We start from the raw sequence: 20,199 nt of genomic DNA on the forward strand, positions 1-20,199 counted from the left end.
GGCACGGTTGTACCAGATGGATCGGGTTCCTCCCCGCTCTGTATTGGACCTGAGAGATTCCGCGGAAACCTTTCCAAGTTCCGCTTGCACCGTCGGTGAGCCGCGCCGTCATGGTCGACTACTTTCCAGAGTTGCCTGTCTGCGGCGGTACAGGGGCCTGAGAGATTCCTGGGGAGGTATTGCTCCTACGGCGCCCGCTGACATTCATCCAGCAGGACTCTCCCGCCGCAATTCGAAGGCAAATATGCAGTTATGACACTTTTGAAGTGCGTTCTATCTTCTTGAATGGTAGCCGGTGAGGGCGAACACAAACAAGGCGGCCGGCATTAGCCGCGCGCTTCGCCGTGCTGGACCAGTCCTTTAACGTAGGCGGCCTGCCCGGCGTGTTCCAAACAGTCATCGATGACGCTGACAAGTCGGACTCCGAGGGTAACGTGCGGGTCCCAGCGTGTATCCACAATCCGGTCCAGTTCGTCTTCGGTCAGCGAGCCGATGAACTCGAGGCTTTGGCGATGCACGGCGTCGAAATACTCTGCCAGCAGGCTTCCAGATTCCACCGTGACGGCGCTGACTTGGTCCGAGGTGTGGCCGTAGCCGGTTTCATGTGTGTCCAGCGGAAGATCGAACAGTTCTGACCAACCGCCTGAGGTCCAGCGCTGCTCCACACCCGCGACATCGGCAATGTGATCGTCTTGGACCCGGGTCAAATGCCAGATCAGCCACGCGATAGAGTTGCCGTTTCCTCCGGGCCGTTCGGCCAGTTGGTTCGGGTCCAGTCCATCAAGCACTTCGTGGACCCGTTCCTGGATCCGGCCGAAAGCGTCTGCCAGCAGATCGTTGAATTTCATCTTCGCTCCTCGTAGATCCGGGATTGGCGGCAACGAACCCAGCCTATGCCTTACGCCCCCGGATGGTCCTCCAGATAGCGCGGTTTGCTGACAATGAAAGCACCGACGACGAGGACGACGAGCGATACGGCGAGCAGGTCGAACGATGTTGCCCATGTACCAGTGATGTCTTTCAGCAGCCCGAAAGTCAGCGGCCCAAGGCAGGCAACCGAATAGCCGATGCCTTGCGCGAAACCGGAAAGCGCACCCGAACCGGCGGTAGTCCGGGTCCGCAGGTTGACCAGCAGCAAGGCCATGGCGAATGTTCCCTGTCCCAGGCCAGCCAACGTGATCCAGAGGATCGTGCCCGATGAGGGTGACAACAGCAGGCCCGCATATCCGCCGGCGTAGCAGAGCACGAACAGGGCTGCTAGTGGGAAGGGATTGCGCATTCTGGCCGCCAAGTAGGGAACCAGCAGGCTGGTCGGCAGGCCAAGGATGGCGTAATAGGAAAGCATGGTGCCGCCCTGGGCCGCGTCCATTCCCGCGTCGAGCAGCAGCGGAGGCAGCCAGGTGAACATCGAGAAGGTGTTGGTGGACGTCCCGGCAAACACCATGGCCAGCCCCCACGCGACAGGAGAGGACCAGACACGGACCTTCGCGTGGGGCTTTGCGGCCGACGGGTTTTGAACGGCTTCGGCTCGCCGCGTTGCCCGCTCCCCCAGTAAGGTGGCTATCCATGGCACCAACGCCGCCATACTCACACCGGCCCAGATGCCGATCGACCAGCGCCAGCCGGACGTGTTGGCTAGCGGCACCGCCATCAGCGGGCTGAAAGCGGTACTCACCGCCAGCAGGGTCACGTACAGGGAAGTCACCAGGCCGATACGGTCCGGGAAGTACCGCTTGACCAGCGGTGGCATGACGATGTTGCCCAGCCCGTAACCCACCATGGTCACGGCGGAGAAGCCCAGGAACAGCGCCACGTCGGAGGCCAGCGCCCGTCCGATCTGGCCTGACGCGGCCAGCACCAGCGAACCGAGCAGGACCGCGGGTATGCCCAGTGCTCTGATCAGTGCCGGCGTCGTGAATCCTGCCACGGCGAAGGCAGCGGTCGGGAGCATGCCGAGAACGCCGATGGATGCAGGACCAAACGGCAGATCGTTGGAGATCTCCGCCAGCACGGGTGAAACACCCGAGACCGCGAGACGTAGGCTCAGAGCCATGATCAGGATGCCGGCGAGGACGATCAGGCGGCGGCGGAGAAGTCCAGGAACGGACGCGGTGTCCTTCGCTACAGGCTGATCCGTGATCTGGGGTTGGTTTGTTCTAGGCACTCTGATTTCCGTTTGCAGGCAGGCTGTGGCCGGCGGATGTGCCAGCTTCTTCACCATAGCTGTCGCGATGGCTGCCGCCGTCCCCACCTGAAGTCGATTAAGGCTCTCCGGAATTCTCGTCCCGGAAAAAACCTTCCGGGCCCTGGGGCCGGCGTTCCGCGCGACGGCCCTCTTCCTGCCGAGCACTTTCCAAGGTGCGATCCACCAGTTGCCGCCAGGGGCCGGTTACGTCTTGCTCCGGGAGGGAGGCCTCACGTTCGCCGGCGCTGATCCAGTACATATAACGGTCCGGCTGGTTCTGCGTCTGCGGGACATCGTCCCAAGGGCAGGATTCAATAATGGGCAGCCACTCGTCACGCAGTTCGGGCTGACCCACTTCAACTGCCCAGCGCCTCGTCAGACCCGCGAATCCGCCGGTGCGCTTGACGCTGATCCTCATCCCAAGACGCCCACCTCAGTCCAGGCCGCCGTTACGGCCTTGAGTTCCTCTGAGTCCTTACCGTAGCGGCTTTCCGCCGCACTTTCAGTAGCTGCCGCGAAACCTGCAAAGTCCGTATCCGCCACGACTTCCGTACCGGTGATCGTGTCGTACCAAATCAGGCCGGCTCGTTCCCAGGCGTTCCCGCCCAGGATCGAGGCCAGCCGGTAGAAGGCATGGTTGGGAATGCCTGAGTTCAGGTGCACTCCCCCGTTGTCGTCCGTGGTGTCGATGTAGTCCGCCATGGTGGCAGGCTGTGGATCCTTGCCGAGCACGTCGTCGTCGTAAGCAGTGCCCGGCGCCTTCAGCGAGCGCAGGCCGTCGCCGCTGACTTGGTCGGTGAACAGGCCTTCGCCGATCAGCCAGCTAGCGTGGTCCGCACTGTGCCCGAGCTTGTACTGCTCCACCAAGGCAGCGAAGACGTCCGAAATCGACTCGTTCAGTGCGCCGGGCTGGCCCTGGTAGACCAGGTTGGTGGTGTGTTGCGTGATGCCGTGGGTCAGCTCATGCCCGATGACGGACAGCGATTTGGTGAAGCGCTGGAAGACGCGCCCGTCGCCGTCGCCGAAAACCATCCGCGTGCCGTTCCAGAACGCGTTGTCATAGTCCTCGCCATAGTGGACGGTGGCGTGCAGGATTCCGCCCCGGCCATCGAGTGCATTGCGTTGGTAGGCGTCAGAGAAAAGCTCGAAGGTGGACCCCAGCCCGTCGTAGGCTTCGTTGACCGCGACGTCTTCAACCGGGCCGTCTCCCTCGCTGCGCACGCGGATACCGGGCAGCCGTTCCATGTTCTGGGCGTCATTGATCTGCCGGGTGGGATTCAGCCCTGTAGCCCGGATGCGTTGCGACGGCAGGAGGGTGGGCAGGGCCGGCATCTGCGCACGTTTGACGTTACGGTTCCGGCGCATGGCTGCATCCCGGACCAGGGCACGCTGGGCAGCTTCCGCCACAGGCAGCAGGGACCGGTCATCCAACCGGGCGAGCCGTCGGAGCAGGTACGGCGGAACAATAGAACAGAACATGAGGACCTCCTTGCGTTGCCCCAAGCCTATGGTCCGGGTGTGACAACCTGTGGCAGCCACGGCATACGGGTATTCGTGCTCCATGACCCCCGCTACGCTGGCAGTATTTAGCCGAAACGATTAAGTGCGAGGGAACCGATGAAATCGAGCAAAATTGCCGTAACTTCTTTCCTGGCCCTGGTGGCCTTGACCGGTTGCACGACCGCGGGCCCGTCCGGCGATGGCAGTTCCGCTTCGGCCTCGCAGTCGGACGAACCATCACGTTTGGAGACCGTTGCAGACAGCGGCGTGCTCAAAGTGTGCACCACAGGGGACTATCGACCGTTCACGTATCTGGATCCGGAGACGGGGGAATACACCGGGATCGACATCGATATGGTTGAGGACTTGGCCCAGCGACTGGAAGTGGAAGTTGAGTTCGTCCCGACCACCTGGGCAACCTTGATGCCGGACTTTCTGGGCAAATGCGATATCGGCGTTGGCGGCATTTCCATCTCCTTGGAACGGGCTGCCCAGGCGTTCTACACTGAGCCGACTCTGGACGAAGGGAAGACGCCGATCACGCTGTGCGAAAACGTTGAGAAGTACGACACTGTGGAGGAGATCAACCAGCCTGGTGTCCGTTCGATCACACCAATCGGCGGGACCAACGAGAAGTTCGCCGACGAACATTACCCCGATGGCGAGATCATCCGCTACGAAGACAACAACACCATTTTCGACGAAATCATCGCTGGTCGCGCGGACGTCATGACAACGGACGCATCGGAAACAATGTGGGTGGCGAACGAGCATCCGGAGCTCTGCGCCGTCCATCCTGAGGAGCCATTCAACTTCTCGCAGAAGGCCTACCTACTTCCGCAGGGTGACGTCGAATTTCGCGAATACGTGGACCAGTGGCTGAACATGGCCAAGAACGACGGCACCTACGATGCAGCCAAGGCCCCCTGGTTCGGCTAGGGCTACCCGCCGGATACGCTAAGGAAATGCCTGAGTCTGCCGCCGCGCGCAAAAGAATGCCAACTTGGGCGATCATCGCCGTCCTGTGCCTGTCCGGTACAACCGTCTCGCTCCAACAGACAATGGTCATCCCGCTGCTGCCCGAGTTCGCGCAACTGCTCAATGTCTCCATCGACGATGTTTCCTGGCTGGTCACCGCCACTCTGCTGACCTCTGCCGTCGCGACACCGATCGTGGCCAGGCTGGCGGATATGTTCGGCAAGCGGCTGATGATGCTGGTCTGCATCATCCTGATGACAGCCGGTTCCGTGGTAGCCGCGCTCGGCGGCGACTTTGCCACCATAATTGTTGGCCGCGCCCTGCAGGGGTTCTCCTCGGCGTTGATCCCGGTAGGCATCAGCATCATGCGCGACGAGCTCCCGCGGGAAAAGGTCGGCAGCGCGATTGCCCTCATGAGCGCCACGCTGGGCATCGGCGGCGCCCTCGGCCTGCCCTTGGGCGGTACCCTTTACCAGCAGGCCGGCTGGGAATCAGTGTTCTGGCTTTCCGCCGTCGTTGGTGTGGCCATTCTCGCCGCGGTCTACCTGGTGGTCTCGGAATCCGAGGTGCGGACCCGCGGCCGGTTCGATTACCTCGGCGCCAGCATGCTCTCCATCGCGCTGACCTCGCTTCTGCTGGCCATCTCCAAGGGTGGCACCTGGGGCTGGGGCGACGAACTGACCATAGCGCTGTTCATCCTGACGATTGTGATCCTGGCGGCCTGGATTCCGTATTCGCTGAAGGTCAGCCAGCCGTTGGTCGACCTGCGCACTTCGTCCCGGCGGCCGGTGTTGTTGACCAACATTGCCTCCGTCCTGGTGGGCTTTGCCCTGTTCGCGAACATGCTGCTGAGCACCCAGCAACTGCAGCTGCCCGCTTCGGTGCCGCACGGGTTCGGGCTCGACCCTGTCACGGCAGGCCTGGCGATGGTTCCGTCCGGACTAGCCATGGTCGCCTTCTCCCCCGTATCCGGCGCCATGATCAACCGCTTCGGTGGCAAAACCACGCTGATTGCCGGTTCGGCGATCATGGCCGTGGGGTATGTGGGCCGTGTCTTCGTCAGCGACTCGGTGGCCGCGATCATTATTGGCTCCACCGTTGTCAGCGTCGGCTCCGCGGTGGCCTATGCCGCGATGCCGAGCCTGATCATGGCCAATGTGCCGATCACCGAGACGGCCTCCGCCAATGGCCTCAACGCGCTGCTGCGTGCCATTGGCACCTCGACCTCGAGCGCCGCCGTCGCAGCCGTCTTGGCGTCGGTTACGGTCAGCGTCAACGGGGGCGAGCTGCCTGCCATGGAGGCTTTCCAGGACGTGTTCTGGATTGCGGCCGTGGCCTCGCTCGTGGCCTGTGCCGTGGTGTGGTTCGTGCCCAGGTACGAGGCGGTGCCTGCGGCCGAAGGCGTTCCGGTCGAGACCGCCGCCCTCGCCGTCACCCAGGCCGGCAACAGCGCGGAAACCGTGGTGCACGGGCGCGTGCTGCACACCGACGACCAGGCCATTCCACACGCCGTCGTCACGGTCATGAAGACCTCCGGCGAGCCCGTGGACTGGAGCAGGGCAGCGAACGACGGCGGGTTCTCCCTTGCGCTGCCAGGGCCCGGCGAGTATCTGGTCGTGGCTAATGCGGACGGCTGGGTTCCCACTTCCAAGGTGGTCAGGTTCACCGGTTCCGAACGCGATGAGCAGATCCGGCTGACGCAGCGGCTGACCATCACGGGCTGGGTGCTTCGGGGCGGGGCCGCGCTGCCCGGCGCACTGGTCGCGCTCAGCGCACACACGGGCGAGTACATCGCCTCCACCAAAACCAACGACGCCGGCCGCTACGAACTGCGGCTTCCGCCCACGGGAAGATACGTGGTCACTGTTGTCGAACCCGACACGCAGTACACCCAGTCCCGGAAGCTGGTGATGACGGCCGAGTCCTCCGTGGTGAATTTCGATCTGGTCGGCAAGGCTAGGGAAACCACGCTCTAGCCGGAAGTTCTTTCGCCCTAGCTTGCCGGCCTACATGTCCCCGGTTCGCAGCTCCTCCGTCAAAATCCAGAAGACCTGCCGCAACCGTTGGACGGCGGCGTCAGGTTCCTGCCGGCGCAGCAGCGCAACTGCCTCCTTCCACCCGTCCGTCCAGATGTAATAAAGTTCCTCCCGCTGGTAGAGGAACAGCCGGCCCAGGGAACGGGCCAGCACATGCTCATTCACGGCGCGCAGCTCATCGTGGTCGGCGGCATCAAGGATTATTTCGATCAATCCCCTCAGCGTGGTGTGGGCGGCCAGCATGTCGCCGGTTTGGAGCGCGCCTTCCAGGTGCTCGGCGGCTGCCGCCATGGCCTCGACATCGTCCTCGCCCAGCCGCGCAGCCGAGCGTTCGAAGACCGCAACCAGGACAACCCCGAGAACATCCAGCAGCTGGACCGCATGGAGCTCGTTGAGCACGGCCACCCGGCGCCGTTTGTTCGGCAGGCTTTCGATCAGGCCCTCGGTGATCAGCTCCGTCACCGCTTCCCGGACCGGCGTAATACTCACTCCCAGCCGCTCGGCCAGCTCGGCATCCTTAACCGGGGCTCCCGGCGGAAGCTCACCGGCCAGGATTTCGTCTCGCAGTTGCCGGGAGATTGCCGCCCGTCGCGTCGCGGGAACGTCACTGCCCATGATGGCCTCCTCGTCATCGCCGGCTGCCAGTGAAAACGTCACATATAGGTAATATGGCGCATTTGTTGGCATCAATGCATTCTTCATCCTAACCTTATGAGACCTGCATCACAGCGTCGTGGGGCAGGGTCAAACTTCATTTCAGATGGGTGTTCGGCCCGGGGCGGGGTTGGATGGACTTTTGCCCCTGATGCTCCGGACGGGACCAGCATGAACAAAAAATACTCGGCGTCGGCCGAAGCCAATAGCCGACACCCTCAGGACTGGGGCCGCGCGATGGCTGCGGCCATGACGGATCTGGTGGAACAACGCCGCGAAGACGGCGGGCGGGTGGACCACGAGGACCTGTATGGCGAAGACCTGCATTTAGTAATAGGCGCCGTCCGCGGTGGCGTCGAAATCACGCTTACCTGGCAGCCCGAAGGCGAGCCGGAGGACGACGGCCGCCGCTACAACGGCTAGCTGCCCAGCGGCCGCCGCGCAATCCTGCCCAACGCATGGGGCGTCCGCACCACCAGGGAAGGCTTGAGCACCTGGTGCTGCTGCGGCCCCTCGTCCGCCGGCTGGCCGGCCAGCACATGGGACAGTACCGCGATGATGCGCCGGGCCGCATCGGCAACGGGCGGGGCCACGCTGCTCAGGCCCACGGCCGCAGCAACCGGAGTGTCATCAAAACCGACGACGGCGGGTTCCTGCTCCGGCGGCAACACCGCCCGCAGCTGGGCGAAGGCACCCAAAGCCAGCGAATCGCTGGCACAGACCAGAGCGGTGACTCCATTCGCCAGCAAGCCGTCAACCGCCGAGGCTCCGGCCGCTACGTCGTCGTCCGTTGCCGTACTCAGCTCGTGCAGGCTTCCGCCCTTGCCGGCTGCTTCCATGGCACGGTGCCAGCCGGCCCGCCGGTCGTCCCCCAGGCCTTCGTCCGGCCGCCAGCCCAGGAAGCCGATCCGCCGGTGGCCCTGCTCGAGCAGGAACCCGGTGGCACTCTCGGTGCCAGCTGCGCCGTCAATATCCACCCACGGATGGGCCGACGCAAACGGATCCTCCGTGCGGCTCCAAGGCCGGCCGAAGGCGGCGAAGGGAACGGCATGCTCCTGCAGCCAGGCTGTCCGCGGATCCCCGGCATGGGTGCCAGTCAGCACAAAGCCATCCAGGTCCGCCACGTGCAGCAGCTCGTCGATGTGGCGGATTTCTTCCTCGTCATCGCGCGCGCTGTACAGGGTCAGGCGGTAGCCCGCGTCCTGGGCGGCTTCCGTCAGCGCGTGGAGAAAGCGGTCCTGCACCGCGCCGTTGATCCCGTCGGTAACAGGCGTCAGCCGCAGGCCCAGATCCATCGACCGGCGCGTTCGCAGCTGGCGGGCAGCCGCACTGGGACGGTATCCGCTCTCCCGGACGGCCTTGAGGACCCGTTCACGGGTGGCCGGCTTCACCCGCTGCGGTGCGTTGAGCACGTTGGACACTGTCTGGCGGGAGACCCCGATAGACTCGGCAAGACTGACCAGAGTGGGTTTCTTCTGTGTCATCGGGTCCCTTTTCTGTGGACTTCCGCGCTGGCTAACGCCGGTGTCCGTGCTGGCCGCTACGTAACCAACGAAGACGGGGTGTTGCATCGGAGGGGGTATCTGCCAAGATGTAAACACCACAGTATGAACGTTCAAATGAGGTGTCAATGACCGACGGGGACTGAACGGCAGCTCCCTGAAGGAGCCCTCCCTCCACCTCAGCACCACCGGCACGAGGCCGGCAAGTACACGCTAAACCCAAGGAGCAGCCATGGCTTTCCAGCAGCCCTACCTGCACGATCTCACCGGCGTTTTCACCGCGCCTATCCAGGTCTGGAGCGACCACCACGGCCAGATCCGCGGCGAGGGTGCCCAGGGTGCCTACTGCGGGGACGACAGGGTTCTGGCGCGGGCCGTCCTCACTGTCAATGGCCACGAGCCCGAATGGGTCTCCACCCAGCTGAACTCCACCGAACACGTGGACTTCATCCATTTCATCCGGGTTCCCGCCAACGTCGCCGACCCTCTGGTGTCCATCATCCGGGGCCGCTCGGTTGATACGGGACGGCTGGCCGAGACCCTGACGTTCAAGTCCGTACTGGACGAATCTGTGACGCTGGACGTGAAGATGGAACTGGTCGCCGATGCCCTGCCGATGGACCAGATCAAAGCAGGCCTGGCCTTGGCCGCAGGATCCGTGGCGCCGGAAGACCGCCGCTGGCGCTGGCGGGGCCAGGACACCAGCGCGGAGCTGACCGCGGAGGGGGCCGAGCTGGCCTTCATGGGTAGCCAGGTTGTGCTCAGCTGGCGTATCACACTCCAGCCGGGAGACGCCGTCGAGCTTGGCTGGTCGCTGGCCGTGTCCGACAAAGGCGCGCCGATGATTGCCGCCGGCGGTCAGTCGCTGCGGACTCCGTCCGTGGCAGGCGACCCGCGACTCATGCGGCTGATGACGCGCTCGATCAGCGACCTCAACAGTCTGCGGATCGCGGACCGGGAGCGTCCGGCACACGCGTTCCTTGCCGCGGGCGCGCCGTGGCACCTGACCATGTTCGGCCGGGACGCCCTGATGGCCGCCCGTATGCTGTTGCCCATCGATGCCACGACAGCCGCGGGAACGCTGCGGGCTTTGGCGGGACGGCAGGGTACTGATGTGGTGCCGGAAACGGGTGAGGAACCGGGCAAGATCCTGCGCGAAGTCCGCCGCAGCACCTTCGTCATGGGTCCCGGTGGGACAGTTATCGCGGTGCCCCCGGTTCAGTATGGCAATATCGACGCCACCCCGCTGTGGATCATCCTGCTCCATGATGCCTGGCACTCGGGGATGCCGGAGGCCGAGGTCAAGGCACTGCTGCCGCACCTCGAGGACGCCCTCGGCTGGATGCAGCACTACGGCGATTCCGACGGCGATGGTTTCCTTGAGTGCGCCGGTGCTCCCAGCAGCGAGCTGGCGGACCAGGGCTGGAAAGATACCGCTGGCTCGATCCGCTGGCATGACGGCACACCGGCGGCAGGGCCGGTCGCGCTGGCTGAGGTGCAGGGTTATGCGCATGAAGCTGCTACCGTTGGGGCCGAGATGCTGGACCACTTCGGCCGGCCGGGCTCGGGCGAATGGCGGGCCTTTGCCTCCGATCTCGCGGATCGTTTCCGGGAGAAGTTCTGGTGCACCGACGACGCCGGCCTCTATCCCGCAATCGCCCTCGACGCTGACAAGAAACCAGTGGACTCCATCGCTTCCAACATGGGTCACTTGCTCGGTACCGGTCTGCTGAACGCGGAGGAAAAGGCCGCCGTCGTGACCCGGTTAATGGATCCTTCGATGTTCTCCGGCTACGGCATCCGGACCCTGTCCACCACCAATGGCGGCTACTGGCCCACCCGGTACCACGCCGGCTCCGTATGGACCCACGACAGCGCCTGGACTCTGCTGGGCATGCTCAAAGACGGTTTCGAAGACGAGGCGGCAAGACTCGCCGGCGGCATGCTGGACGCGGCCGAAGGTTTTGACTGGCGCCTGCCGGAACTGTTTTCCGGCGATCCGGCCGACCGGAGGTGGCCGCCCGTGCCGTACCCGGCGGCGTGCCGTCCGCAGGCCTGGGCCGCGGCATCAGCGGTGCCGATCGCACAGGCACTGCGTGGCTTCAACGTCCTTGGCTAGCCGGCTGACGGGCGAGTGCGACGTTTCGCTGCTCTGCCGCGCAGTCCACGCTGAGGTGCCGGCGGACTTTGCCGCCGGCACCTCAGTTTGTGGATAGGTTATTCAGGATGCACTGGGACCGGTAGGCCAGCGCAGCAGCGCGGCCACCTTGGTTCCTTCCGACAACACACCGGATGGAACGAGGGAAACCTTCGCGTCCGTCAGGGCTGCGGCCCGCACCATGGCTGCCGGCGCCGAAATGGTTCCGAGCACCTGGCCATCCAGCGCGTTGGCCTTCTCCGTGGCGATCCACGGTTCCTTGTCCAGGGCCAACGCTTCATGGTCTGCGAGCGCGGCGTCCTCAAGGATCAGTCGTTCCACCTGGGCCTGTTGCAGCGCCGTCACCACATTGCCGTAGCCGGTTGTGGACTCCGGGTTGTCCTGGCCCTGCTGCATTTCCAACCGGCTCAGAATTTCCTGCTGCTGCTGTGCCCAGACCTCTGCCACCAGCCGGGAGACTTCCTCCTGGAAAACTTTCTGGTCTGCGCCGCCGGTGCGGGTATGCGACTCCACCGTTGCTTCGATGGACCGGCTCGCTTCGGAGAGCTGGTTGACTACAAGTTCGCGCGCCCGGATGTCGCCGGCGACGACAAGCAGCCGTGGCCGGCAGGTACTGACAACGCGGTCAATGGCACCGGCGATCTCGTCCGCGTTCTTGCGCCAGATCTCTTCCGTCCGGTGCTGGCGCCTGCCTTGCTCCCAACCGCCGGTCGGGACTTTCTTCAGGTTTTCCTTCGAACCTTCAACGGCATGTTCCTCGGCCACCCCGTTGCGGCGGGCATACTGCAGCCGGATCTCGCCGCCGTCACGTCCCACTTCGGCCACTATGTAGGGAAAGTCATCCCCGCGCTGCTTCATCAGCGGAACCAAATCCGGCACGCTGTCCACGGAAATCTTCTCCGGTCCGGCCAGCGGCCCGGGCAGGATCTCATTGACTTCAATGTTGCCGTCGCGGACCAGCACAAAGCGGCTGACCGGGGAGGGCACGCCCGTTGCCGGGGAAATCGCCTCCTCGACGGCCTTCAGGTCCTGCTTGGAAATGCCTTGGCCCGAGAGGACTTCGCGGACCCGGTCCGGCAGGACGTCCCCGGCTCTCAAGGTGTCCACGGTGCCGGTACTGGCGTCAACGTAAACGGTGGTCCACGGTCCGCTCTTTTTGAACAGTTCCGCGTAGGTATTGAGCTGCTCGGCCATTAGCGGTCTCCACCATCCTTTTCTGCCCTGTCAGCTTTGCCCTGCTGGGCATTCCTGATGGCTGAATCGTTCCGTATGGCATCGAGCACTTCGGGACTGTCCGTCTCGTCCGGGAAGGGTTCTGTCTCGCGGAATTCTTCTGCGTGTCCTGGTTTGCTGCCCTGGATCAGACTCTGGTCTTCATGTTTCATCTGGTCGTCCAGCTCGGAACCGTGTTTGTTACTGCCCCGCTCTACCATGGTGATCTCCTTCCCACGCGGCGTACCGCGCGCTGTATCGATCGGTAATCCTCACCGTAGCACCGGCTCCAACCCCGTGGAAGGGCCCGTCCCACAACCGTAGGACCGTAGGCAGAATCGGCAGAAAACGTCCGCGGCATGCCAAGTTCCGGGCGGAAATGTGCGCCTGTGGAGGGACACTGCCGGGGCCGCCAGCGGCTGTTCTGAGGCAGGACAACGACGGCGGTAAGTTGCGCCGTCGTTGTTTGGCATGCGGTGTTAAGCGCCGCTGCCCCAGGCCTCGACCAGCAGCCGGTAGGAGTTTTCGCGCACCTGCCGGTCGTAGGCGTAGGTGACGACCATCAGCTCATTGACGCCGGTGGCCTCGATGAGTTCGCGGAGCTCGGCGCTGACCGTTTCCGCGGTTCCGACCGCCCCCGCGGAAAGCCGCGCCTGCACCATTGCGGCTTCACGCGGATCCCAGTCCGCCATGGCGTCCGCCCGCGGCGGCTGGACCGGACGGCGTCCTCCGGTGATGATGTCCCGGACAACCTGCTGATGCGAGGAGAACTGGAATGCGGCTTCCTCGGCGGACTCCGCCACCAGCACGTTCACTCCGGCGATCACGTACGGCTGGTCGAGCTGGGCGGTTCCGGCGTCGGGATCGAAGTACTGCTTGTAGACGGCGATGGCCTCATGCAGCGATTCCGGCGCGAAGTGCGAAGCCGCGGCAAAGGGCAGGCCCAGCTGACCGGCGACGGCCGCCCCGGAGGTTGAGGAGCCCAGCACGCACATGGGCACCTGGGCGTCCCGGGCGGTGAGGGCGCGCACGGCCAGGCCTTCCTGCGAGCCGAAGAAGGCCTGCAGCTCTACGATTTCACCGGCGAAGGCCTGGCCGGAAGAGTCGCCGCGGCGGAGCATGGCGGCCGTGCGCGGATCGGTCCCCGGAGCCCGGCCCAGTCCGAGGTCGATCCGGTCCGGATACATCCTCGCGAGGGTGCCGAACTGCTCGGCGACCACGAGCGGCGCGTGGTTGGGCAGCATGACGCCGCCGGAACCGACGCGGATGCGGGACGTGCGGGAGGCGGCGAGGCTGATCAGCAGGGCGGTTGCGTTGCTGACTACGCCTTCATTGTTGTGGTGTTCGGCAAACCAGTAGCGCCGGTAGCCGGCGGCGTCGGCAACCTCGGCCAGCCGGGCGCTGGCCTCGATGGCCTCCGCCACGCTCTGGCCTTGGGAGACCGGGGCCAGGTCCAGCACGGAGAGAGGGACAGCGGAACGGAGGGCAAAGGCGTCAGTCACCCGGCCGATCTTACCGGCGGAACCAATCGGCCGGGTGCTGCCCGCCGCTGCTGTTACAGCGGATTACCGCGCTTACGTTCTGCAGTTACCGGATTGAGCGGGTTTACCTGGCTTACCGGGCAAGGTACTCCTTGTGCTGCTTGTGGGCCTCGGCCACCTGGGCACGGATCCGGTCCACGTCCTTGGCCTTGTTTCGGTACTTCGGCTCCATGTGTTCGATCTGCCGCTCTTCCTCGCGCAGCGCGTTGTAGATGCGCTCGCGCTCCACCGGGTCCGCGGTGTAGCTGAGATCCAGGTAGTTGACCGCATGCCGGCGGGCGTTGTTGATGGCTGTCTGGGCCTTGCCGGCCTTGCTCAGCAGCGACGCCACGATGGTCACGACCAGCACACCGATGATGACGGTAAGGGACAGGCTAGTGGAGATCTCGACGACCGGAACCGGCTGGCCGCCGTTGACGAACGGCAGGTTGTTTTCGTGCAGGGCGTGCAGGATCAGCTTGACCCCGATGAAGGCGAGAATCGCGGCCAGGCCGTAGGACAGGTAGATCAACCGGTCCAGCAGGCCGTCGATCAGGAAGTACAGCTGGCGCAGGCCCATCAGCGAGAACGCCGTGGCGGTGAAGACGATGTAGACGTTCTGCGTCAGGCCGAAGATCGCCGGAATCGAGTCCAGCGCGAACAGGATGTCCGTACCGCCGATGGCCACCATGACCAGCAGCATGGGGGTCAGGACTTTCTTGCCGTTCTCCACGGTGAACAGCTTGTCGCCGTCGTAATCCTCGGAAGTGTGGAAGAACTTGCGGGCCAGCCGGATCATGAAGTTGTCGGCTTGGCCGCCGCCGTGGTCCGGCTTGATCAGGTTGCCCGCGGTGATCAGCAGGATCAGGCCGAAGGCGTAGAACACCCAGGCGAAGGAGTTGATCAGCGCGGCGCCGAGGAAGATGAAGCCGGTGCGGGCGATCAGCGAGAACACGATGCCGAACAGCAGCACCTTCTGCTGGTCCTCGCGCGGGACCCGGAAGCTGGCGATGATGATCAGGAAGACAAACAGGTTGTCCACCGAGAGCGCCTTCTCCGTGATGTACCCGGCGAAATACTCCGAGCCCATCGCGGTGCCGCCGTAGATCAGGACGAGAATGCCGAAGATGATGGCGATGCCCACGTAGATGGTGGACCAGATGGCCGCTTCCTTCAGCTGCGGAACGTGCGCTTTGCGGATGTGGAAGAAGTAGTCGAAGGCCAGCAGGGCCAGGATGACCACTATGGTGATGCCCCAGATCAGGGGAGTAACAGTCAAGGTATTCCTGCTTTCGTAAGGTGGGTAGCAGTGAGCCGAGTAAGTCTCTCCGCCCGCCGTCCGGCTGGCCGCTGCACCCGGCAAGGCATCGGTGCCTGACGTGTTGACGTGTGCAACGCTTGGAATACTCCCTTACGCATTTTTCATTCTAACGTCGGTTCCAACAAGAGACGAATCTGTGGCCGGTGCCGGTGGGTGGATTCTTGTTGGATGTCCTCTGCGCCGCCCGGTCGTTGCGCAGATCAGGGCCAGTGTGTCACGGCAATAGGCGCGCGGCCTGCACTATCGATCCACAGGGAAAGTAGTTGGGGACACGGAAAGTGCTTGGGGGCGCTTTAGCACCAGGTGATGGGGTTGCTTGACCAAGTGCTGGCCCGGTTTTGCGCGGCTACAGGTGACTGCGCGACTCTGCGGCGGAGTCAGGTGCCGTCGCTATTGCGGCCGCGCTTCTTCTTGTCCGCGCTGAGTCTGCCGGCGCCGATGGCAGCACCGACGGCAACTCCGACGACGATCCACCACCACTGGCCGGCTATCGTCGACAGCACAACACCGAGCAAAATCCCGAAGATCAGCCCCATAATCAGCGGGTCGGTTCCGGGTTTGCGGCCTCTGGATCCCTCAGCCATTGTCCCAAGGTAGCAGTGCCGCAGGTTGCTGTCAGCAGGTCCGGGTCTCGCGGGCAGCCCCTATGCACGCTGTGCCGCCTGTGAAACGCTAGGGGCATGGACAGAGCCGACTTGGAACAAGCCGTGCGGCTTGCCACCGACACCGAACGGGCGGCGGCTGCGGAGTACCGGCAAGAAATTCTGGCAAGCGAGGCGGACGGCAGTGCCACGCTCACGCCGAAGGGTCGCGAGTGGGTTATTACCTACGACGAACTGGCCGCGGCACAGGATGCCTTGGAAGCCGACCAGCGCTGACCGGCCGTTTGACACCGACCGTTAGCGACGAGGAAAGGCATCAATGTCTTACTTTCTGGAATACGTGATCCCAACAGGCCAGGGCGATGGGGACTATGAGTTCCCGGTCAGCGAAGAGCACCGCGGGTACACCGTCCCGCTGACCGAGGTTGACGCGGAGGTCGTCCACACCGACCGGTTGCCCGTCCGCACCGAGGTTTTCGGCGCAAGCCTGGACGAAGCCAAGACCGCAGCGGAAGAAATCCTCAGCAACAGCAAGGCCAGCCAAGCATCCCTCTATGACGATCCGACCGAATCCATGCAGACCGGTGCCGGCACCCTGATCGCCAGCTATGCGCAGGGCAGCGGCTGGCAGGAGCAAACCCAGTAGCAAGTCGGGCTAAAGCTACTCGTCGAGAATGACCTCGGATGCTTCGGTGGACCGATCCGTCACGGTCGTCGGCGCCTCCAGATGCACCGCGCCGGAGGGCAGGATTCCCGCTCCGCCGTAGCGCTCCATGACCCGCAACTGCGCGACCACGTCCTCACCGGCATGGGCGGCTGGCAGCTCCTTCCAGAACTCGAAGCCGCCGCACTCAACGAGCTTGGCTCGGTCGTAAAGCACGCAGCCGCCAACCCAGGCCACCTTGTACAACCGCCACTCGCCGTCGGGAATCTCCAAGGACCGGGCGATGTGGGTCAAGTTCGCCGCGTTGTGCAGCGTCCAGCGGGCGAACCGTTCATCCGTCCGGCGCACCCGCTCCGGCTCAACGGTCCCCTCCCATAGTTCAAAGGGCTCCTGCTCCTGAGGCCGCTCGTCGTCCAGGTAGGAGAGCCCCTGGACGGCGGCGCCGATGAACCCGCAGCCCGCCTCGCGGATGGCGACGTGCATCCGTGCCAGCATGCCCGGCTCCAGCCAGATGTCATTGTCCACGAACAGCACCAGCGGCGCGTTGGCGAGGCCCAGCAGGAAATCCCGCTGCTCCGCCATGCCCTGCCGGGGCAGATGCCGCTCCAGCCTGACCGACCGGCCCTGGGCCCGGAGTACCCGGACCATTGCGGCGACCGCCGGATGGACCCAGGTGGGATCGCCGTCGGTCTGGTCGCTGATGGTCACCGAGAACGCGGGCCCGTCCTGGGCGGCAAGTCCGGACAGCGTCACGGCCAGTTCCGCCTCGCGCCCGTAGGTAGGGATCAGTACGTCGATCTCGGCCTGGGGCTCCTCGGGCACCGGGAGCGCCCACTGCCCCGAGTGCCTGCGCGTCATGCCCGTTCCGCTTCTTCGGCCACGGGTCCGGCCGCGGCTGCGCCAGTAGCCCCGTCTGTGACTGTGGCTTTGGCCGGGGCTTGGGCTGCGCCCGCACCCGTGTCCGTGCCGGTGCCGCGGATGCGCCGCACTACCGCCGTCGTCGAATGTTCGGAGACGTAGTCCAGGATGCTCACCTGTCCCCCGTACGCTTCCACCGCGGGCGTTTCCTCAAGCATCTGCGGCGAATAGTCCCCGCCCTTGGCATAGATGTCCGGTTTGACGGCCTCGATCAGCGGGATGGGCGTGTCCGTGTCGAACACGGTCACGTAGTCCACGCAGCTGAGCGCCGCGATGATGCCCGCGCGGTCCCCCACCGGATTGATCGGCCGGTCCGGGCCCTTGAGCCTGCGCGCGGATTCATCGCTGTTCAGCGCGACCACGAGCACATCGCCGAGTTGTTTGGCCTGGTTCAGGTAGCGCGTGTGCCCGCGGTGCAGCACATCGAAACAGCCGTTGGTCAGCACGATCCGCCGTCCCGCTGCCCGCTCGTCCCCAAGCCGCCGGGCCAGTTCCGCCGCGTCCAGCGCGGTGTCGCTGAAGCTGCCCAAGTGTCCGGCCAGGTCCGCCGTGCTGCATACCGAGGTGCCGGGGCGGTGGACGACGACGTCGGCAGCGGCCTGCGCAAGATCCAGGCAGGTGGTCAGCTGCAGCCCGGCAGCCCGCGCGAGCGTCAGGCAGGCCACAAAGGTGTCCCCCGCGCCGGATGCCTGCTTCTCGGTAACGGGACGGGCCCACGTCCGGTGCGTGCCGCCGTCGTTGTTGAGCAAAATGGTGCCGTCCCGGTCCAGGGTAACGACGGCGGAGCGGGCGCCCGCCGCTTCGAGCAGCTGCCCGCCGCTCGCGGCGACCAGGCCCGCCCGGTCCGAGTCCGGTTCGAAGGCGATGCCGAGGAGCCCGGCGGCTTCGCCGGCATTGGGCGTGACCAGATCCGGCTGCACCTGCGCCCAGGCCCGCGGATCGTGCGCGTCCACCACCGTCAGCCGGTCGCCCCGGTGGGCCGCCAGGGTTTCGCGCACGGCACCGCCGAGGGCGCCGGAGCCGTAGTCGCAGACCACCACGGCGGCACTGGCCAGCAGCGACTGCGGCACCGCGGCGGCCAGCTGCTCCACCGCGTCCGCCGGCATCCGCTGGGTCTGTTCGTCCATCCGCAGCATGATCTGGTCCCCGCCGATCACGCGGTACTTCGTGGTGGTGACGACCTCAGGATGTTCGATGAGACCGGCGACGTCCACGCCGGCACCGGCCAGCAGCTCCCGCAGCCGGCGTCCGGCCTCGTCGCTGCCGGTCAGCCCGACAATCCGTACCTGCGCGCCGAGCGCGGCAAGGTTCATGGCAGTGTTGGCGGCGCCGCCGGGGGCATACTCGCGCCGGAACATGTCCACTACCGGGGCCGGCGCCTCGCGGCAGAAGCGCTCGATCCGGCCGGCGAACCAGCCGTCCAGCATCACGTCGCCGAGCACGGTGATCTGCGGGGCCGCCTCAGCCAGGCGCTGCGGCAGCCAGTCAGCAAGTCCGGAAATGCCTTCCAGCGAGCTCATCGCTTCACCCCGCCGGGCAGGCCGACATGGACCACCTTGACCTGGGTGAATTCGTCCAGCAGCTCCGGGCCGTAGCCGAAACCGTGGCCGCTGTCCTTGCGCGGCTGGGCCGAACCGCCCGGCGCGCCGCCGAAGACGGCATTGATCTTGACCGTGCCGACCGGCAGCGCTGCCACCGACTGCTGGGCATGCGCCATGTCTGCCGTCAGCACGGTGGCGGCCAGGCCGTACCGTCCGGCGGCCGCACGCTGCAGCCCCTCGTCGAAGCTGTCTACCACGGACACCGGTGCCACCGGCCCGAAGGTCTCCTCGGTCATGATGGTCATGTCCTCGCTGCAGCCGAGCAGCACGGTGGCCGGATAGTGCGCGCCCGGCCCCTCGGGCAGCCCGCCGCCTTCCGTGGCCTTCGCGCCGGCGGCCAGCGCCAGGGCAACCTGGGCGTGGACTTCATCGCGCAACCTGGTATCCACCAGCGGCGAGAGCTGCTGTCCGGTATTGCGCTTGCGGGCCTCCTCGGCGAGGGCGTTGCAGAAGGCATCGGCGATGTCGCGGTGCACGTAGATCCGTTCCACGGAGGTGCAGATCTGGCCGCTGTTGGCGAAGGCCCCGATGGCCGCCTGTTCCGCCGCCCACACCGGGTCCACGCCGGCGTCCACCAACAGCGGATCGTTGCCGCCGTTTTCGCGGATCACATGCGCGCCGCTCAGCGCCGCCGCCTGCGCGATCCTCGTCCCGGTGGCGCTGGAGCCGACATGGGCGAAAACGTCGACGCCGGGATGGCTGGTCAGCGCCGAGCCCACCTGCGGTCCACCGTTGAGCGTGATCAGGACGTCCGGCGGCAGCACGGCCGCCAGTACCTCCCCGAGGAGGGCGCCCAGGTGCGGGCAGCGCTCACTCGGCTTGTGCACCACGGTGTTGCCGGTGACCAGGGCAGCGCCCAGCAGACCCGCGGCGACCGCGACCGGATCGTTCCACGGGGTCAGCAGGACCGCGACGCCGCGCGGCTCGGCCACGGTGTAGTCGGCGGCCATTCTGGAACCGCGCAGGCTCAGCCCGCGGTGTACCGGGGCCAGTTCCGCGTACTGCCGCAGCGTTGCTGCCCCGGCTTTGACGCCTGCCAGGGCCTCGGCCTCCGGCCGGCCGGTTTCGCGCGCGTTCAGCTGCGCCAGCCGTTCGGCGTTGTCGTTCAGCGCAGCGGCCGCCGCGTGCAGCAGTTCGCCGCGGGCGGCCGGGTCCATGGCCGCCCAGCCCGGCTGCGCGGCGCGGGCTGCGGCAACCGCCTGGTCCACTTCCTCGGGGCGGGCCTCCGGCACGCTGCCCACGAGGCTGCCGTCCCGGGGATCGTGAATGGTGATGGCGGCCTCGGCTGACGCGTTTTCCTGCCGCAGGACTGTCTCGGAACCGGTTGTCATATCGCTCCTTTTCCAGA

Annotated in this window: 20 protein-coding genes and 2 riboswitches; of the genes, 6 read left to right on the forward strand and 14 right to left on the reverse strand. The window is 65.3% G+C overall.

The genetic code is table 11. From position 1 onward, the window contains the following. Positions 1–28: 28 nt before the first annotated feature. Positions 29–135, reverse strand: a riboswitch (glycine riboswitch). Continuing rightward, a riboswitch (glycine riboswitch) is annotated at positions 136–235 on the reverse strand. Between the two features lie 91 nt (positions 236–326). The 4 genes from AC5RWO_RS14910 to AC5RWO_RS14925 all read right to left on the reverse strand — a co-directional run bounded on the left by AC5RWO_RS14910 (position 327) and on the right by AC5RWO_RS14925 (position 3,664). Next, complete coding sequence (locus tag AC5RWO_RS14910) at positions 327–848, reverse strand: mycothiol transferase (protein ID WP_498732212.1); 522 nt, start codon at positions 846–848, stop codon at positions 327–329. Between the two features lie 50 nt (positions 849–898). Then, positions 899–2,164 (reverse strand): MFS transporter, encoded by a 1,266-nt coding sequence (locus AC5RWO_RS14915; RefSeq protein ID WP_498732213.1) that lies wholly within the window; start codon positions 2,162–2,164, stop codon positions 899–901. A gap of 97 nt (positions 2,165–2,261) precedes the next feature. Continuing rightward, positions 2,262–2,603 (reverse strand): protealysin inhibitor emfourin, encoded by a 342-nt coding sequence (locus AC5RWO_RS14920; RefSeq protein ID WP_498732215.1) that lies wholly within the window; start codon positions 2,601–2,603, stop codon positions 2,262–2,264. Continuing rightward, positions 2,600–3,664, reverse strand: a complete 1,065-nt coding sequence (locus AC5RWO_RS14925) for a M4 family metallopeptidase (protein WP_498732216.1) — start codon at positions 3,662–3,664, stop codon at positions 2,600–2,602. The genes AC5RWO_RS14920 and AC5RWO_RS14925 overlap by 4 nt, the downstream gene beginning before the upstream one ends. A 138-nt stretch (positions 3,665–3,802) precedes the next feature. On the opposite strand from AC5RWO_RS14925, the gene AC5RWO_RS14930 reads away from it, so the two are divergent. Both AC5RWO_RS14930 and AC5RWO_RS14935 read left to right on the forward strand, forming a co-directional pair. After that, positions 3,803–4,624: a transporter substrate-binding domain-containing protein gene (locus AC5RWO_RS14930; RefSeq protein ID WP_498732218.1), complete on the forward strand. Its 822-nt coding sequence runs from the start codon at positions 3,803–3,805 to the stop codon at positions 4,622–4,624. Between the two features lie 26 nt (positions 4,625–4,650). Next, positions 4,651–6,639 carry an MFS transporter gene (locus AC5RWO_RS14935; RefSeq protein WP_498732220.1) on the forward strand — a complete coding sequence of 663 codons (1,989 nt, stop codon included), beginning with the start codon at positions 4,651–4,653 and terminating at the stop codon, positions 6,637–6,639. 30 nt (positions 6,640–6,669) lie between these two features. Here AC5RWO_RS14935 and AC5RWO_RS14940 read toward each other — a convergent pair whose 3' ends face one another. Then, the gene (locus AC5RWO_RS14940) at positions 6,670–7,386 is read right to left on the reverse strand and encodes a GntR family transcriptional regulator (protein WP_498732221.1); all 717 of its coding nucleotides are present in this window, start codon (positions 7,384–7,386) and stop codon (positions 6,670–6,672) included. Between the two features lie 138 nt (positions 7,387–7,524). On the opposite strand from AC5RWO_RS14940, the gene AC5RWO_RS14945 reads away from it, so the two are divergent. Continuing rightward, positions 7,525–7,776, forward strand: coding sequence for a hypothetical protein (locus AC5RWO_RS14945; protein WP_498732223.1), 252 nt, complete (start codon positions 7,525–7,527; stop codon positions 7,774–7,776). On the opposite strand, the gene AC5RWO_RS14950 is transcribed toward AC5RWO_RS14945, so the two are convergent. Continuing rightward, positions 7,773–8,837 carry a LacI family DNA-binding transcriptional regulator gene (locus AC5RWO_RS14950; RefSeq protein WP_498732225.1) on the reverse strand — a complete coding sequence of 355 codons (1,065 nt, stop codon included), beginning with the start codon at positions 8,835–8,837 and terminating at the stop codon, positions 7,773–7,775. The two genes, AC5RWO_RS14945 and AC5RWO_RS14950, sit on opposite strands and share 4 nt — an antisense overlap. A 250-nt stretch (positions 8,838–9,087) precedes the next feature. On the opposite strand from AC5RWO_RS14950, the gene AC5RWO_RS14955 reads away from it, so the two are divergent. Beyond that, a complete protein-coding gene (locus tag AC5RWO_RS14955; protein WP_498732227.1) occupies positions 9,088–10,974 on the forward strand; it encodes a glycogen debranching N-terminal domain-containing protein in 1,887 nt (628 codons plus the stop codon). Positions 10,975–11,076: 102 nt separating this feature from the next. Here AC5RWO_RS14955 and AC5RWO_RS14960 read toward each other — a convergent pair whose 3' ends face one another. The 5 genes from AC5RWO_RS14960 to AC5RWO_RS14980 form a co-directional block, all read right to left on the reverse strand. After that, positions 11,077–12,207 carry a baeRF2 domain-containing protein gene (locus tag AC5RWO_RS14960; RefSeq protein WP_498732228.1) on the reverse strand — a complete coding sequence of 377 codons (1,131 nt, stop codon included), beginning with the start codon at positions 12,205–12,207 and terminating at the stop codon, positions 11,077–11,079. Continuing rightward, positions 12,207–12,446, reverse strand: a complete 240-nt coding sequence (locus tag AC5RWO_RS14965; protein ID WP_498732230.1) for a hypothetical protein — start codon at positions 12,444–12,446, stop codon at positions 12,207–12,209. The genes AC5RWO_RS14960 and AC5RWO_RS14965 overlap by 1 nt, the downstream gene beginning before the upstream one ends. Before the next feature lie 258 nt (positions 12,447–12,704). Further along, on the reverse strand, positions 12,705–13,727 hold the full coding sequence (locus tag AC5RWO_RS14970) for an LLM class flavin-dependent oxidoreductase (protein WP_498732231.1): 1,023 nt from the start codon (positions 13,725–13,727) through the stop codon (positions 12,705–12,707). A 112-nt stretch (positions 13,728–13,839) separates the two neighbouring features. After that, positions 13,840–15,024 carry a TerC family protein gene (locus tag AC5RWO_RS14975; RefSeq protein ID WP_498732233.1) on the reverse strand — a complete coding sequence of 395 codons (1,185 nt, stop codon included), beginning with the start codon at positions 15,022–15,024 and terminating at the stop codon, positions 13,840–13,842. A gap of 419 nt (positions 15,025–15,443) precedes the next feature. Further along, positions 15,444–15,650: a hypothetical protein gene (locus AC5RWO_RS14980; protein WP_498732234.1), complete on the reverse strand. Its 207-nt coding sequence runs from the start codon at positions 15,648–15,650 to the stop codon at positions 15,444–15,446. A gap of 123 nt (positions 15,651–15,773) precedes the next feature. Here AC5RWO_RS14980 and AC5RWO_RS14985 point away from each other — a divergent pair, with 123 nt between their 5' ends. Together AC5RWO_RS14985 and AC5RWO_RS14990 are read left to right on the forward strand one after the other, a co-directional pair. Beyond that, positions 15,774–15,944, forward strand: coding sequence for a hypothetical protein (locus AC5RWO_RS14985; RefSeq protein WP_498732235.1), 171 nt, complete (start codon positions 15,774–15,776; stop codon positions 15,942–15,944). Positions 15,945–15,987: 43 nt separating this feature from the next. Next, the gene (locus AC5RWO_RS14990) at positions 15,988–16,314 is read left to right on the forward strand and encodes a hypothetical protein (RefSeq protein ID WP_498732237.1); all 327 of its coding nucleotides are present in this window, start codon (positions 15,988–15,990) and stop codon (positions 16,312–16,314) included. 15 nt (positions 16,315–16,329) lie between these two features. Here AC5RWO_RS14990 and AC5RWO_RS14995 read toward each other — a convergent pair whose 3' ends face one another. From AC5RWO_RS14995 to AC5RWO_RS15005, 3 genes are read right to left on the reverse strand one after another with little or no spacing between them, the layout of a single operon-like run. Then, a complete protein-coding gene (locus AC5RWO_RS14995) occupies positions 16,330–17,190 on the reverse strand; it encodes a glycosyltransferase family 2 protein (RefSeq protein WP_498732238.1) in 861 nt (286 codons plus the stop codon). Continuing rightward, on the reverse strand, positions 17,187–18,770 hold the full coding sequence (rfaE2, locus tag AC5RWO_RS15000; RefSeq protein ID WP_498732240.1) for a D-glycero-beta-D-manno-heptose 1-phosphate adenylyltransferase: 1,584 nt from the start codon (positions 18,768–18,770) through the stop codon (positions 17,187–17,189). The genes AC5RWO_RS14995 and rfaE2 overlap by 4 nt, the downstream gene beginning before the upstream one ends. After that, entirely contained in the window at positions 18,767–20,182 is a 1,416-nt protein-coding gene (locus tag AC5RWO_RS15005) for an aldehyde dehydrogenase family protein (RefSeq protein WP_498732241.1), read from the reverse strand. Before AC5RWO_RS15005 ends, rfaE2 begins: the two co-directional genes overlap by 4 nt. Positions 20,183–20,199 lie beyond the last annotated feature (17 nt).

Source organism: Arthrobacter sp. B055-34 (genome assembly GCF_059090425.1).